A 15,235-nucleotide genomic window follows, 5' to 3' on the forward strand; every position below is an offset into this window, starting at 1 on the left:
TCTCTATATTTGCTGAACAACTAAAAAGGGTAGGGGGTGGTTGTAAATTGTATCTGTTCAGCAGAGTGGCAAAATAAGGTAGACGAGAAAAGACAACTATAGGAACAAATGGGTGTCATGCCAGTGCGTGACACTGGTTTCCATCCAAAAGGGTGTCATTCCAGTGTCAGCTACTTTCATGACATCGTTTACTATGTGCCATATTGTAATGTTCGTACAGTTGTGGAATGAATCGCGGTATGACGTGTTGCTTGGGTCAGCTATAGTATAAATATACTAGGGGTGTATCCGTTCAGGAGAGTGGTTTAAGAAACAATAGATAGGAGATTTTGGAAAGGATTGAGACCCCTTTGTTTCCAAGTTAAGTATAATGAAATTATCCGCTCAAGGAATGTATTTCCCCGCTTTGATTGTGTAAAATATGAGTTTTTGCGATAAACGACATAATGCCGAATTTGCCGTTCAGCGTGGTTATTTGTCAGCGGAATATTTTCTGGGTCATCTAAAAATTTCCACATCATTCTTTCAGATCTCAGAACATTTTTTGCAACTCGAGAGGCTCCAATTGCTTCAGGTAAACGAGATATCTCCTTCAAGTAATACTTTGTACGTTTTCTTAATTTTCTGGCACGTCTGACAAACCTCAAAACATCTATCTCACTTTTTAGTAAAGCTTTTTTTAGTGCAAATAATTCAGTGGCCACGTTTCTCAAGTAACAACCCAGAACTTTAACTTCAATATTCCAACTATGTGCTAATCTTTCAAAATCTCTTGATAAATGTGCCCAACAGATTTGCCTGTTTTTATCGGCAAAATAATTCTATGCTGCATACCTGTCAGTTATTACCAAGCTATTGCGATTGCAGAATTTACTATTTTGTAAAACTTTCATTCCTCTTGACTCTGTAAATTTTACAAAACTTGCCGTATTGCTTGCAAACATCCAACACCAAGCGAGTTTACCTTTGTTATAATGGCTCGTTTCATCAATATGTAGAACTTTACTCCTACTTATCTCTTGTTCGATCTGCTCATACATTTTTTTGCATTTTGAAGCAACTCTATGTTCACTATTTGATATGCTACCGACGCTTATGTTCAAATTGAAGATATCATTTACGACACTCGCTATTTCGCGTTTTGAATTTTTGTAGAATCCGCTGAACGCTGCAATTATTGACTTAACCCTTGGACCAAATGTATCTGGCGTAACACCTTCCGGTAACTTGCTACTTCTTCTCTTTCCGCATCTCCGACAACGGCCATGTTCTAACTGATATTCCACTACATAAGGCTTGATTTCTGGAAGATCAACTTTCTGATGAATATATGGTTTTTCACATATTGCAATTTCTCCTCCGCATTCGCAAGTATTAGGCAACTCTATCTTTACTACTTTATCTGCATCCATGTTGGCGCGAAAACTTCCTTTATGACCAACCTGACCGCCAATATTCCTTTCGCTTTTCGGCTTATTCTTTTTTATTTTATACAACTCTTTGGAACTTGGTATTGATGAATTTTTTGAGCTTAAACCGAGTCTTTCTCTTAACTCAGCATTTTCTATCTTTAAAGCCTTATTTTCTGCTTTTAAACTTTCATTCTCTTTTTCCAATCTTTCTATTTTTGCTTCTAACCTTTCTATTTTTTGCTGTAAATTTTTGCAAAGTTCTAAAAGGTTTACCATATTATTTCACTTTTGCTCTATGATTATCTTTTTAGATCACCTTGTCTACCTTATTCTGCCACTCCGCTGAACGGATACCTAGGGGTTATAGTTTTCCTATGCTGCCTTTTTGTTATTAGACAACCACAATATAAAGGAGTGAAACGGATGCAAACAGTAGTGCATTTCTGCACCAAACGTATTACCTTTAACGAATAGTAAAATGTGAGATTTTTTGGAACTACCGTGGAGCAATTGCTCCACGGTTTCATTCTACTTAGAATCCACCCATGCCACTCATTTCTCCTGCACCCATAGGAGATGAAGCATTTTCTTTGCTTGGTACATCAACTATCATAGATTCAGTAGTTATCAGCACACTCGCAACAGATACCGCTGTTTCAAAAGCAATACGCACCACTTTTGCTGGATCAATCACACCAGCTGTAAACGCATTAGCATAATTCATAGCCTCAACGTTGTATATAAGCTCTTTATCATTCTGCTTAATCAAATAGTCAATTATAACAGCAGATTCAAGACCAGCATTTTTGACTAACCTTCTAATTGGAGCACTGAGAACTTTCTTGATAATGTTTATGCCTATTTGTTCCTCGTCACTTGCACCTTTTAATTTGTCGAGAACAGATGAAGCATAAAGAAGCGCAACCCCACCACCTGGAACTATACCTTCTTCAATTGCAGCTCTTGTTGCATGCAGCGCATCTTCGACTCTATCTCTACGTTCTTTAACTTCCACTTCAGTTGCTCCACCAACTTTGAGCACAGCAACGCCACCTGATAATTTCGCTAAACGTTCTCTTAGCTTTTCTTTATCATAATCAGAAGTTGAAGTTTCAATTTGAGATTTAATCTGCTCGATTCTAGCTTTCACACTGTCAGAATCGCTATTTTCGCTGACAACTGTGGTATTATCTTTAGTAATTTTAACATTTTTAGCCGTACCAAGATCATCAAGCGTGAGATCTTCCATCTTGATTCCAAGTTCATCTTTTATGACGTACTTAGCACCAGTTAAAGTTGCTATGTCTTCGAGCATCTCCTTTCTTCTGTCACCAAAACCTGGAGCTTTTACTGCAGCAACTTTTAAACCACCACGCAATTTATTGATAACTAAAGTGCTTAATGCTTCACCTTCGATATCCTCTGCAATAATAACCAAAGGTTTACCAGATTTAACAATAGCTTCAAGAATAGGAAGTAAAGGTTGAATAATATTTAATTTTTTCTCTGTAATTAATAGATAAGGATTATCAAGCTCCACGATCATTTTTTCATTATTTGTAATAAAATACGGAGAGAGATAACCGCGATCAAATTGCATGCCAGTAGTCAGCTCAACTTCTAACTCTTTTGAACCTTTACTCTCTTCAACAGTTATCACACCCTCTTTTCCAACTTTTTTCACGGAATCAGCGATACTGTTACCTATATCCTTATCACCATTTGCAGAGATTATTGCAACTTGTGCCACTTCGTCTATTTTCTCTAGAGAAATTGTACGAGACATTGACGCAATTTCCTTTAATATTACATCTTTTGCCTTCTGTATTCCGTTTTTAATACCAACACGATCGTTTCCAGCAGCAATTGACTTTGAAGCTTCCATTATCATGTTGCTAGTTAGTATTGAGCACGTTGTTGTACCATCACCAACTTTATCGTTACATTGAGAACAACTTTGTGCAAAGATGCTTGCTATCGCAGCGTTTAATGGTTTTTCAGGCTTGATACCCTTCATCACCTTATAACCATCTTTTGTAATTTCTGGTGCTCCATAGGGCTTATTAATCCCTACTGTTTTTCCTCTAGGTCCTGCAGTTATTGCTACCGTTGAATCCACTATTGCTGCAACTTCACGAAAGGCTTCTTGCAACTGCTCACCTGATACTACTACATTAGTCATTTTTATCACCTCTTGTTAATAAAAAATTTAGAAAACTATAATAAAATCATTTACAATGCGCTATGTTGCGCTTTGTTTCAGTTTAGTAAAATAAAGACTGCTACTTAATGACAGCAAGTATATCGGACTCTTTCATCACGATAAGCTTCTCATTATTATGTTCTATTTCTGTACCAGACCATTGGCGATAGAACACTTTATCACCAGCTTTCACAGTTAAAGTTACGCGTTCGCCACTTGAATTGCGTGAACCTTCACCAATTGCTATAACTTCACCTTTAGTAGGTTTCTTTTCAGCACTTGATGGAAGCACAATTCCACCTCGCTTTTCTTCGCTAATAGGCTTGACCAGCACGCTATCATCTAATACATTTAAACTTATACTTGACATTTGTTTTTCCTCATCAACAAATTAACTTATAAGTTTATATATATATACTCGTAAGTTAGATTTCAAGGGCTGGAGCTTGTAAAATATGCACGCCATTATAAAATATGCACGCTAAAAGCAGTTTCTAAAAGAGCCTAATGTTATATAATAAAATTTAGATTTATTTATAGAGATTTCATGAGTTATATACCATTTTTAAGTCGTGGTGTGATAGTGCTATATGGGCCTGACACTAGAGATTTTCTGCAGGGTATTATAACCAATGATATTAATAAGTTGGATAGCCAAAAAGCCATTTACTCTTTATTGCTTAGCCCTCAGGGAAAATATCTATATGATTTTTTTCTTATTGAATATGGTAAATACACCCTCTTAGAGTGCGAAAACATACACTTGCAGCAAATAATCGAGAAACTAGATTTACTTAAAACTTATTTGAGGGTAAAGATTAAAGACGTTAGTGCACTATATAAGGTTGGGGTTTTGTTTAATACTAATTTGGCGGAGTGTAGTAGTAAGTCACAAGTTATTTTTCAAGATCCAAGGCACAAGCTGCTAGGAATGAGGATCATACATAAAGATGAAATAAAAGAGCCGGTTGGGGATTTTACTCAGTATGAAAAAGTCAGAATTCAAAATCTCGTTCCAGATGGAGCGAAAGATATGGTGCAGAATTCATCGTTTCCGCTGCAATTTTTAATCGATAAGGTAAACGGTATAAGCTTTAATAAGGGGTGTTATATAGGTCAGGAAGTTGTAAATCGAATGAGCAGACAAGAAATATTCAGAAGAAAACTTTACCTTGTTGAGGGGGATAACGCACTTCCAGATATTGGCACTAAAGTGACAAATGAAAACAATGAGGAAATAGGGGAACTGCGCTCTAGTGTAGACAACATTGGATTTGCATTGCTTAATACTGGAAAGAGCCATGCAAATTTATATGCAGATGGAGTTAGGTGCGTTAAGACGTTGAAGTCTTAAGGTAGCACATATAGAAACGAAAAACTTGCTTGACACCCTTCGCCAGCGCCCTTATCATAACAGTGAAGCTATTTCATTTAACTTCGCAATCTGTGCAGATTAAAACGACAAGGACTCCTGATATAATGTTGAACATTTTTTTTCTGCATTTCCGGGAATGTTCAAAAAAGCATACGCGTCAAGTTAAGGAAATAAAGGTATGAAAGAGATAGAATAATAAGGTATAAGTTCTCCCAGATATACTTTTAGTGAGAGAACCAATGAATAAAATAACTTGCTTATCAAAAAAGCTCAAAGAATTTTTTAATGAAAAAGCAGAGAAAATCTCAATTACAACAAGGTTTATAAAAAGAAAGAGAAAGCTAAAAGGTTCATCATTCGTAAAAGCCATGGTCTTGGGTAATATAGGAGTTGATAATTGTAGCGTAGAAACAATGTGTCAATTACTAAACGAGGACTCGATAGATATAACAAAACAAGGTTTGGATTTTAGATTTACTGAAGAAGCAGTGGAATTTATGAAAAGGATGTATAATGAATCTGTGGTTCTCTTTAAAAATATCTTGCAAGTTGATTGCAAAATCTTACAGCAATTTAATAGTGTTAAATTATTGGACAGTAGCTATATTACTCTACCTAACAGTATGGAAGAGATGTATAAAGGTTATGGTACTAGCTACAGTGGCTATGAAAGCAATACTAAGTCTGGAATAAAGTTACAATTAGTTTTCGATTACATGAATCAGATAATAGACCAACTTAATTTAACGGAGGGAATAAGATCAGACCAGGGATATAGGAAACATTTAAGTAATATATCAAGCAATGATTTGCTAATATCTGATCTCGGTTATTTTGTGCCAAGTTCTTTTAAACAAATCAATGAAATAGGAGCTTATTTCATAAGTCGTCGATACCAACGTATATGATGTAGAAACAAATCAAAAAATGGAGTTATTAGAATGTTTAGAGGATAAGTTATTTTTAGAAAACGAGGTATTGTTAGGAAAAGAAGCAAAAATTAGAGTAAGAATTATATGTCAGAAACTAACTGAAGAACAGTCTATAGCCAGAAGAAGGAAAGCTAATAGATTAGCAAGATCGCAGGATCCTCTAAAAGAAATCAAAAATTGTTGAATTGGTATAACTAATGTTCCAGAAAATAAAATTAGTGCTGAGCAAGTATTACAGAGTAAGGTGGCAAATTATTTAAATTGTATAAAAGTCATATCAGGCTTGATAAGCTAAAAGGAAAGCCATGCAGAGTATTATGTGAACTATATGCTAAGAGGTTGTCCGGAAACAAGTAAAAGGCTATAATATCTGAAATTTTAGTACGGGGTAAAGATGAGAAAAAAGTATCCAACAGATCTAAGCGAAAGGGAATGGGCAAGAATAGAAAAACACTTCAGAGTATCATACAAGAAAGGAGGAAGGCCGCCAAAGTATAGCAAAAGAGAAATATTAGAAGCAATTTTCTATGTATTGCGTACAGGGTGTCAATGGCGGTATTTACCAAATGATTTTCCGCTATGGAAGACTGTGTATGAGCAGTTCAGGCAATGGAAGAAGCAGGGAATTTTTGAGAAAATGAATTATGAAATTACAAAATATAGTAGAAGAAAAATAGGAAGGAATGAGCAGCCGAGTGCCTGTATAGTAGATAGTCAATCTGTAAAGACTACAGAAAAGGGGGGATCAAAGGCTATGATGGAAGTAAAAAAGTAAAGGGTAGAAAAAGGCATATAATTACAGACACTCAGGGTTTTATACTAGGTTGTTACGTAGGCGCTGCTAACGAAAATGATAGAGATGGTATTAAAATAGCATTAAACAATATGAGAACAAAATATACTAAAGTTAAAAAAATGTGGGCTGACATGGGATACCAAGGAAGAAATTCAAAGAATCACATAAAGGAAGAATATGACATAGATATTGAAATTGTTACAAGGCCTCCATGTAGATTTTGGGTGCACAAAGATACGCCACCTGAGCTACTACCAACAAGAGAACAAGGGTTTAAAGTACAGCCAAGAAGATGGGTTGTAGAAAGGACTTTTGCTTGGGTTAATAGGAATAGAAGGCTATCGAAGGAGTATGATTTACTCACAACATCCACTGAGAATTTCATATACCTAGCTATGAGTAGGGTTATGTTAAAGAGGGAATATGCTTGAATTTACTAGTTTCCGGACAACCTCTGATACCAATTCTCATTGTTGTCCAGTCAAATAGGAAACATTGCAGAGTTGTTTAATTGTGGAGCTGGCAAGAGAAGTAATAAATTTGCACAAAGCACCCTCAAGTAGAGCAATTGTATCGTATATTTTATTGCGCAAAATGTTCTGTTTTATATATAACCAAAGCCTCTCAACAGGATTTAGCTCAGGTGAGTATGGAGGTAGGTATATAATGTCGATATTTTTAGGTACCTTTAAATTTTTTGACCTATGCCAACTAGCACAGTCCATAACGAGAAAAGCCTCTCGTGTTTCTAGATATTGCGAAATTTGCTCAAGAAATATGTTCATGCAATCAGTGTTGACATTTGGTGCAAATAAGCTAGAACTCTCTCCATTTCTAGGATTAACTGCACTATAGAGATAGAAATTTTGCCTACCTAATTTTGTTTTAACCTGTGTTCTAATCCCCTTTTTAAACCACCCATGTCCAACTTTTGAATGTGTGCCAAACCGTGATTCATCAAAGAAAAATAGCTCTTTTTCTGGATACTTGCTAATAGCTCCATTGAGATTTTTTTTTGAATTCCTCTTGTTTGCTTTTATCTTGTCCATTATGAACTGGTCTTGGTGTAATATATGAGAATTTCATCTTTTGCATATGGCGGTGTACTGTAGATTTGCTGATATTTAATCCGAACTTTTCCTGGATTCTTATTCTCATTTCTTTAATGGTGATATTAGGATTTTCTTCTATCCACTCTTCAATTTGCTGTAGTTGAGCCTGATTTAATTTAGTTTTTCTACGACGTTGTGAAGGAGCAAACAGTTTTTCTTCTCTGCCAATTTTCAAGAGTTTTACCCACGAAGTTAGTGCGCTTCTTGAAATGCAATATATTTTTGCTACAGCCGTTATACTGTACTTTTTTGCTGCAATTACAGCATTTAGTTTTTTTGAAACATATGCATTATTCCTTACTTTCTTCAGCATTTCTTTTGCTGATTCTACTACTTTTTCATCCAATAATTTTGATCTTAATGCCATTTAAACCTCGCTATTTTACTTACTTCAGTATGGCTTTTCTTCCATCATTGTCCATCTGTTTGCCCTGTAATGGGAATTGGTATAAATTGTGCGCAATTCTTATATTTTACGGCATAGTTGGTTGCACAGAAGTGAAAAAGAATACAGAACTTAGCTTAACAAAGGCATTTATTGAGCTAAAAAGGCGGGTTAGAGAGTTATTTTTAGTATTAACCAAGATTAATAGTTTAAAAGCATTTCTTAAAAAACTCACTATAACTTGGTCGCGATTTTCATTAAAAGACAAACGTAGAAGGGCTAGAGTATCCACTTTAACCTCTCTAAATTTGCTCACAATCTCTTAACTTGACGCGTATGGTTCAAAAAAGTGTGTCAAACCGAAAAAAAAGTAATAAATTGATATAAAAAAATGGAGGTTTGACAATGAGTCAGAAAGTAGTAAACAGAACTACCGGTTTGGTAGATTACAAAGAACTGGAAGCAAATATACTGTCATCAATAAGGGAAGGCAGACCATTAACAGGAAGGGATGGAGCATTTACACCATTTATAAAAAAGCTGCTGGAGGCAAGTTTGGAAGGTGAAATAGAAAATCACTTATTAGCTGAAAGTGAAGAGAATAATCGAAGAAATGGGAGAAATGGAAAGACTTTACGGACAAGTGCACACTCACTTCTTCTTGATTTTTTGGTTTATCTTGTCTACCTATTTTGCCACTCTGCTGAACAGATACACTCAACTAATGGTCAATACATCTTCTATTAAAAATTGTACAAATTCATTGCCATTCCAGTAATTCATAGAGATTTTACCCAAAATAGCTTTAACATTACCCTGCATGATAGCAGAGCCAAGATGAGTATTTGCAGAACGAAATGCAATAGCTCTTACCATAACATTATCATCAGCAATAAAACATTTTATATGGTCAACTCCTATAACTTCAGGCTTTCTTATCTTTGCTCCTTGGATAATAAACCTTGGTTCAGGATTTCCAACTCCAAATGGTCCCAAGCGTTGCAATTGATTCCGTAAAGACAAATTTATTGCTTTAGCAGTTACTATACTATCAGCTTTTAAAGTTTTCTCATTTATAGAATTTGAAAATCTTTCAGTAAAAAAATCATGCAAATCATTTATTTTGTCTTCTTTAATTGAAAATCCTGCCGCCATACTATGGCCACCACCTTCAATAATCAAATTTATAAACTTTGCGGAAAGGACTGCAGCACCGATATCAACTCCCAAAATTGATCTACAGCTTGCTTTTCCTATTCCATTATTTAAAGATATCACTACTGTTGGCAAGTGAAACTGCTCCTTTAGCCTTGATGCAATTATACCAATTATTCCCTGGTGCCAATTGCCACTTATCATTATAAAATTCGCACCTGATTGGGCAGACTTTTCCGCTTGTGCTGTAGCTTCCAAGAGAGCCTCATTTTCTAACACTTTTCTTGCATTATTCAAATCTATTAATTTTAGCGCGATTGAATGTGCCTCTTCATCATCATCGGTGGAAAGCAACCTTGCACCAAGCGATGCTTCTCCAATTCTTCCTCCAGCATTTATGCATGGCCCAATACTAAACCCTAATCGAGAAACACTTGGTTTTTCAAGGATTCCCAAAGCATCAAATAAAACACGCAAGCCAACGTTTTTTCTTGTTGACATAACTTTTAATCCTTGTGAGACAAGTGCTCTATTGAGGCCTGTGATCTGCATAACATCACAGACAGTTCCCAGGGCAACCAAATCCAACAGATCAAATAAATCTGGTTCTTTTTTGTTGGTAAAAAATCCTTGCTCACGTAGGCTTTTATTAAGAGCAACAATTAGCAGAAATGACACTCCAACTGCTGCTAGGTTATTATAAGGAGAGCTCTCATCAAGGCGGTTTGGATTCACAACTGCTACGGCGCTTGGTAATTTTTCCGTACCAAGGTGATGGTCAACAACTATAATATCAAGACCAAAAGCCTTTGCATCTTCTATTGGTTGATATGCAAGCGTACCACAATCAACGGAAATACATAAATCAATTCCATTCTTTTTAAGTTGTAATAAAGCATCTGTGTTTAATCCATAACCCTCATCAACACGATCTGGAATGTAGATTATAGAGTGTATATCGATTGCTCTCAGGTACCTGTTAATCAATGCTGACGACGTTGCACCATCAACATCATAGTCACCAAATATTGCAAGGTTTTCATCATTTTTTATTGCCCATATTATACGAGAAACAGCTTTATCCATATCAAGAAGGTGAAAGGGATCTGGTAATAGCGATCTGATTAGTGGATATAAGAAGTCGCTTGCATTTTCTATGTTAACACCACGAGTAACCAATATTCTTGCTAATATTTCTGGTAACTCAAATCTCTGTGTAAGAGTTAAGATTTGCCTTTGATCTGCTTCTTGCAACTTCCACAATGCATTTGTTATGCTGCGCTTTTCAATTTCAAGTAGCATATTCTTTCTTTGTAAATAAAACTACTTTACCAGAATTTTTAAGCTTGTTCTATAATTGTATTAGACTTCTGCATAACCTAAACTAATACCAATTCCCATTACAGGGCAAACAGATGGACAATGATGGAAGAAAAGCCATACTGAAGTAAGTAAAATAGCGAGGTTTAAATGGCATTAAGATCAAAATTATTGGATGAAAAAGTAGTAGAATCAGCAAAAGAAATGCTGAAGAAAGTAAGGAATAATGCATATGTTTCAAAAAAACTAAATGCTGTAATTGCAGCAAAAAAGTACAGTATAACGGCTGTAGCAAAAATATATTGCATTTCAAGAAGCGCACTAACTTCGTGGGTAAAACTCTTGAAAATTGGCAGAGAAGAAAAACTGTTTGCTCCTTCACAACGTCGTAGAAAAACTAAATTAAATCAGGCTCAACTACAGCAAATTGAAGAGTGGATAGAAGAAAATCCTAATATCACCATTAAAGAAATGAGAATAAGAATCCAGGAAAAGTTCGGATTAAATATCAGCAAATCTACAGTACACCGCCATATGCAAAAGATGAAATTCTCATATATTACACCAAGACCAGTTCATAATGGACAAGATAAAAGCAAACAAGAGGAATTCAAAAAAAAATCTCAATGGAGCTATTAGCAAGTATCCAGAAAAAGAGCTATTTTTCTTTGATGAATCACGGTTTGGCACACATTCAAAAGTTGGACATGGGTGGTTTAAAAAGGGGATTAGAACACAGGTTAAAACAAAATTAGGTAGGCAAAATTTCTATCTCTATAGTGCAGTTAATCCTAGAAATGGAGAGAGTTCTAGCTTATTTGCACCAAATGTCAACACTGATTGCATGAACATATTTCTTGAGCAAATTTCGCAATATCTAGAAACACGAGAGGCTTTTCTCGTTATGGACTGTGCTAGTTGGCATAGGTCAAAAAATTTAAAGGTACCTAAAAATATCGACATTATATACCTACCTCCATACTCACCTGAGCTAAATCCTGTTGAGAGGCTTTGGTTATATATAAAACAGAACATTTTGCGCAATAAAATATACGATACAATTGCTCTACTTGAGGGTGCTTTGTGCAAATTTATTACTTCTCTTGCCAGCTCCACAATTAAACAACTCTGCAATGTTTCCTATTTGACTGGACAACAATGAGAATTGGTATAAGTAGAAAAAAGGTATCATCTAAGTAGCTGACACTGGTCTCCATCCAAGAGGGCAGTAGCCCCTTCGGTGTCATTCCAGCGCGTGACCAGGTCTTTTTAGCTATCATAGGATGACAGAAGCAGACACTCCACTTTGTCGTTCCAGTGCCTCCTTTTTTTGTCATTCCAGTGCCTTGACTATTTGGATCCAGGAAAAAGAATGGTGTCATCCCAGTGCCCCTATGATGTCATCCAAGTAGCCTCCCTCTCCTGTCATCCCAGTGCTCCTTTTTTTGGGGTTCCAGCGTCACGCGCTACCTTCCGTATAAATATTAAAAAATTTACCAAATGAAAAAAAAGGCAAAAGAAGCCCCGTGGTTGGCTAATTACTTACATTATACTTTCAAGTATGACGTTTTTTTATTCTAAACGCTTAATAACCGCGATTTAGTTGCTTTTAAGCCGCAACTAATCTAAATTATAAACATTAAGAAATTTACTAAACAGAAAAAAAGGCAAAAGAAACCCTAGGGTAGCTAGTTATTCACTATCCATTTTTTAAGTTGGCGTTTTTTTATGTTTTAAATGCTTTATAAGCGTATTTCAGCTTGTGTAGGTAAAAACCTAGAAATTTTATAAAGACATAAGGTGCACATAGTGCAAAAAATTAAACATGAGACGCCAAATACGTTGAGTTTTTTTGTCATTTGATCTGTACAGAGAAGATAAATAAATAGCTTCAGTTTCATGATAAGGGCGCTAGCGGAGTTTGTCAAGTAAGTTTTTTCGTTTCTATGGGTCAGTTGGTACGCGCTTTGCCTTTTAACAGATGTAAAAGCACAATTATTACGAACAACATTCCACCAACAACTGATATAGCGCCACCTATAATGAAGCACGTGCGTGCTAACATTGATGAAATACTTGGCAGATCTGCAACCTTCCTTAAAGCACCATACCCACCAAGCCAAACAAGGCCATTAATATGGAGAAAATGCCCTACACTGTAGGCATAAATCTGTAATCTTACCATGGAGTTTTTTACCTCTTTAAAGTTTAATTTGGGTAACAGCCAATAAATGAAATTCATAAAAGCTATAGTGATCCCAACTACAGAACCGTGATAATGAGCGGGAATGGTGACATTCCCTTCAATAGTCAACACTCCGAGCACATCTCCATAAGTGAACAACAAAAATGAATGTAATAAATAGTTGCTTTTATCATTAATAAAAGTTCTGATGTTGTAGCACACTAATATTATCAAAAAGCACGGCAAAACTGCTCCAGCAATCCTCATATGCCAAGTAAAAAACTGTATTAACTTGGCACTATCAACTGGATAAACAAAATATACAAACGGTGCTCCTACAGCTAAAATCGTGTTTATAAATAGTGGTAAAATAGTAATTTTATTGTTTGAAGCTAAACTAATATCATTGGAACTTAGCATTATTAAATAGACTAAAAACATTCCTTGAGTAAAAGCAAACTGCAATAAATGTCCGCCTCCCCAAAAGAGATATTCGTAAAATAAATTATTATCTGAGTGATATAGACCTGGAGGCATATTATTATATGCTAAAACAAAGCAAAGAAATGACGATACAAGTATAATAACTAGCCCAATTTGTCCAACAGAGAGAAATGAAACCTCTTTTTTTGATGTGTATGCTAGCATTGTATTTACTAATATACTGGCAATAAATAAACTGAGTCCAAGTAAAAATAATTTGTTTTGTAATACGGGAATATAGTTACTTTTGATAACTTCAGTGTTTGGAACGAATGCAGATATAAACATGAGCAGCATCGAAAGGGTTGATAGAACCCATGAAAAGTTAAACCAACTATTGGTATTTTGTAGGTTTATGATAAAGAGCAGAGATATTATAGAGCACATCCACACTAAAATTGACAAGTTCACGTGTATTACCAGCGCATTATCAAAAATATATTGTGCAGAAGGAACAAGAGAGGAGATAAAAGGCAATCGTAGAAAAATAACAATTATTGACAGTAACCCAGAGCAAGCAAGAGCACATACTGCCAAGAACATCCATTTTCTACAGAGCGGAGCGTTGTCTTGTATATTAAGCACAATCTTTTTTCTCAATTTTGTTCAATACAATATATAACACTGCAATAATACCTAAAACATAGCAATAGTATACGTGTGGCACGACTGCCAAAGGTGAAACTCCAGCAATAGTGCTAGCCAAAAGCAATTGAGCGCCATACGGTATTAATCCTTGAAATACACAAGAAAATATGCCTAGCCATGCTGCACTATAGTGAGGCGGTATTTCATATTTCTTAGCAATATCTCTAGCAATTTCACCACTAAAAATTATAGCGATGGTGTTATTTGCAAGTAAAATATCAAATATGCTGACTATTTTTGCAATAAATAATTGCGCAGTTTTTTGTCCACCACGTTGTATCATAACCCAAGATGAAAGTTTATCTGCAAACTCCTTAGAATTTTTACCTACCAGTCCTGAAAGCCCGCCAACCATCAATGACAGTAGCATAATTTCATGCATACTCATAAACCCCTTAGTGATGTTTTGGCTTAAAAACAATAAACCATAATTGTTGTTATTTATAAATCCAATGATTCCAGCAAAAGTTATGCTTAAAACCAATGCCGTAAATACATTTATTCCAAAGTTTGCAAGCAATATAAGTATGATGTAAGGAGCCACAAGCAATAAAGAATACTCCTTAACTGAAATAGCAGCACTATTGCTTGAGCTATAAAATAATATAATTATTGTGAATATAGAAGCAATTAGTGCCACTTTTGCATTCAGTTTTAATTTTTTCTTTATATCAGCCTTTTGAGACATCACAGATGCAATTGTAGTATCAGAGATAATAGATAAATTGTCGCCAAACATTGCTCCTCCTACAACGGTTGCCACTCCTAAGGAAGGAGAAATCCCAGCTTGTGTCAGTTCAACTGCAACAGGAGCAATTGTTGCAATGGTGCCCATTGATGTACCAATAGCAGTGGAGATGAAAGCTGCTACAAAAAATAATCCTATGAGTAAAAATTGTGTTGGTATAAATGAAAGAGCCAAATTAACTGTGGCATCAGCACTACCGATTGCTTTAGTTACTTCACTGAATGCACCTGCAAGTAAGAAAATGATACACATAGTGATAATATTACGATCTCTTACCCCATCTAGAAAGGCATACATTTTTTCTTCAGTATTGCCCTTGTATAAAATCCAGCCCAGAGCTATGGCAGGAGCAATGGCTACCAGTGGAGATAACTGATAAAAAGCATTTGACACGCCAAGAACAGTAAAATATATACCACTTCCTACAAAAAGAAATAGGAACAGTAAAATAGGCAAAAAATTTGTAAGATAAAACATACCT

General features: G+C 35.5%; 9 protein-coding genes and 4 pseudogenes. 6 read left to right on the forward strand and 7 right to left on the reverse strand.

Annotation, left to right across the window (positions count from 1 at the left end):
- Positions 1-305: 305 nt before the first annotated feature.
- The 3 genes and pseudogenes from ABWU31_RS03410 to ABWU31_RS03420 all read right to left on the reverse strand — a co-directional run bounded on the left by ABWU31_RS03410 (position 306) and on the right by ABWU31_RS03420 (position 3,976).
- Positions 306-1,688, reverse strand: a pseudogene (locus ABWU31_RS03410) (IS66-like element ISWen3 family transposase).
- 256 nt (positions 1,689-1,944) lie between these two features.
- Positions 1,945-3,594 carry a chaperonin GroEL gene (gene groL / locus ABWU31_RS03415; RefSeq protein WP_010962503.1) on the reverse strand — a complete coding sequence of 550 codons (1,650 nt, stop codon included), beginning with the start codon at positions 3,592-3,594 and terminating at the stop codon, positions 1,945-1,947.
- Positions 3,595-3,694: 100 nt separating this feature from the next.
- The gene (locus ABWU31_RS03420; protein ID WP_338482810.1) at positions 3,695-3,976 is read right to left on the reverse strand and encodes a co-chaperone GroES; all 282 of its coding nucleotides are present in this window, start codon (positions 3,974-3,976) and stop codon (positions 3,695-3,697) included.
- A 186-nt stretch (positions 3,977-4,162) separates the two neighbouring features.
- Here ABWU31_RS03420 and ABWU31_RS03425 point away from each other — a divergent pair, with 186 nt between their 5' ends.
- From ABWU31_RS03425 to ABWU31_RS03435, 3 genes and pseudogenes are all read left to right on the forward strand, one after another.
- Entirely contained in the window at positions 4,163-4,969 is an 807-nt protein-coding gene (locus tag ABWU31_RS03425; protein ID WP_353271061.1) for a YgfZ/GcvT domain-containing protein, read from the forward strand.
- Between the two features lie 260 nt (positions 4,970-5,229).
- Positions 5,230-6,258: pseudogene (locus ABWU31_RS03430) on the forward strand (IS4 family transposase); the annotation flags it as partial.
- A gap of 58 nt (positions 6,259-6,316) precedes the next feature.
- Positions 6,317-7,149, forward strand: a protein-coding gene (locus ABWU31_RS03435) for an IS5-like element ISWpi1 family transposase (RefSeq protein WP_353271062.1) whose coding sequence is annotated in 2 segments (ribosomal slippage) — positions 6,317-6,686 and positions 6,686-7,149 — 834 coding nt in all. Because the reading frame shifts where the segments join, the coding sequence is not laid out codon by codon here.
- 36 nt (positions 7,150-7,185) lie between these two features.
- On the opposite strand, the gene ABWU31_RS03440 is transcribed toward ABWU31_RS03435, so the two are convergent.
- A protein-coding gene (locus ABWU31_RS03440; protein WP_265029767.1) for an IS630 family transposase occupies positions 7,186-8,197 on the reverse strand; the annotation gives its coding sequence in 2 pieces (ribosomal slippage) (positions 7,186-7,734 and positions 7,736-8,197; 1,011 coding nt in all).
- Positions 8,198-8,280: 83 nt separating this feature from the next.
- Between ABWU31_RS03440 and ABWU31_RS03445 the strand changes: the two are divergent.
- Both ABWU31_RS03445 and ABWU31_RS03450 read left to right on the forward strand, forming a co-directional pair.
- Positions 8,281-8,541, forward strand: a pseudogene (locus tag ABWU31_RS03445) (IS4 family transposase); the annotation flags it as partial.
- A 79-nt stretch (positions 8,542-8,620) separates the two neighbouring features.
- Positions 8,621-8,878, forward strand: a pseudogene (locus ABWU31_RS03450) (IS256 family transposase); the annotation flags it as partial.
- Positions 8,879-8,932: 54 nt separating this feature from the next.
- On the opposite strand, the gene recJ reads toward ABWU31_RS03450, so the two are convergent.
- Positions 8,933-10,672, reverse strand: coding sequence for a single-stranded-DNA-specific exonuclease RecJ (gene recJ, locus ABWU31_RS03455; RefSeq protein ID WP_353271063.1), 1,740 nt, complete (start codon positions 10,670-10,672; stop codon positions 8,933-8,935).
- Between the two features lie 168 nt (positions 10,673-10,840).
- Between recJ and ABWU31_RS03460 the strand changes: the two genes are divergently transcribed.
- A protein-coding gene (locus tag ABWU31_RS03460) for an IS630 family transposase (RefSeq protein WP_265029767.1) occupies positions 10,841-11,852 on the forward strand; the annotation gives its coding sequence in 2 pieces (ribosomal slippage) (positions 10,841-11,302 and positions 11,304-11,852; 1,011 coding nt in all).
- Between the two features lie 789 nt (positions 11,853-12,641).
- Here the strand turns inward: ABWU31_RS03460 and ABWU31_RS03465 are convergent.
- Together ABWU31_RS03465 and ABWU31_RS03470 are read right to left on the reverse strand one after the other, a co-directional pair.
- Positions 12,642-13,901: a cbb3-type cytochrome c oxidase subunit I gene (locus ABWU31_RS03465; protein WP_353271384.1), complete on the reverse strand. Its 1,260-nt coding sequence runs from the start codon at positions 13,899-13,901 to the stop codon at positions 12,642-12,644.
- A 34-nt stretch (positions 13,902-13,935) separates the two neighbouring features.
- Positions 13,936-15,231, reverse strand: coding sequence for a Na+/H+ antiporter NhaC family protein (locus tag ABWU31_RS03470; protein ID WP_077188578.1), 1,296 nt, complete (start codon positions 15,229-15,231; stop codon positions 13,936-13,938).
- Positions 15,232-15,235: the final 4 nt, after the last annotated feature.

The organism is Wolbachia endosymbiont (group A) of Alloplasta piceator (genome assembly GCF_964028505.1).
Lineage (GTDB): Bacteria > Pseudomonadota > Alphaproteobacteria > Rickettsiales > Anaplasmataceae > Wolbachia > Wolbachia pipientis.

Coding starts and splice junctions, on each gene's coding strand:
- groL (WP_010962503.1), bottom strand. CDS start 3,594: ATGACTAATGTAGTAGTATCAGGTGAGCAGTTGCAAGAAGCCTTTCGT.
- ABWU31_RS03470 (WP_077188578.1), bottom strand. CDS start 15,231: ATGTTTTATCTTACAAATTTTTTGCCTATTTTACTGTTCCTATTTCTT.
- recJ (WP_353271063.1), bottom strand. CDS start 10,672: ATGCTACTTGAAATTGAAAAGCGCAGCATAACAAATGCATTGTGGAAG.
- ABWU31_RS03465 (WP_353271384.1), bottom strand. CDS start 13,901: ATGTTCTTGGCAGTATGTGCTCTTGCTTGCTCTGGGTTACTGTCAATA.
- ABWU31_RS03425 (WP_353271061.1), top strand. CDS start 4,163: ATGAGTTATATACCATTTTTAAGTCGTGGTGTGATAGTGCTATATGGG.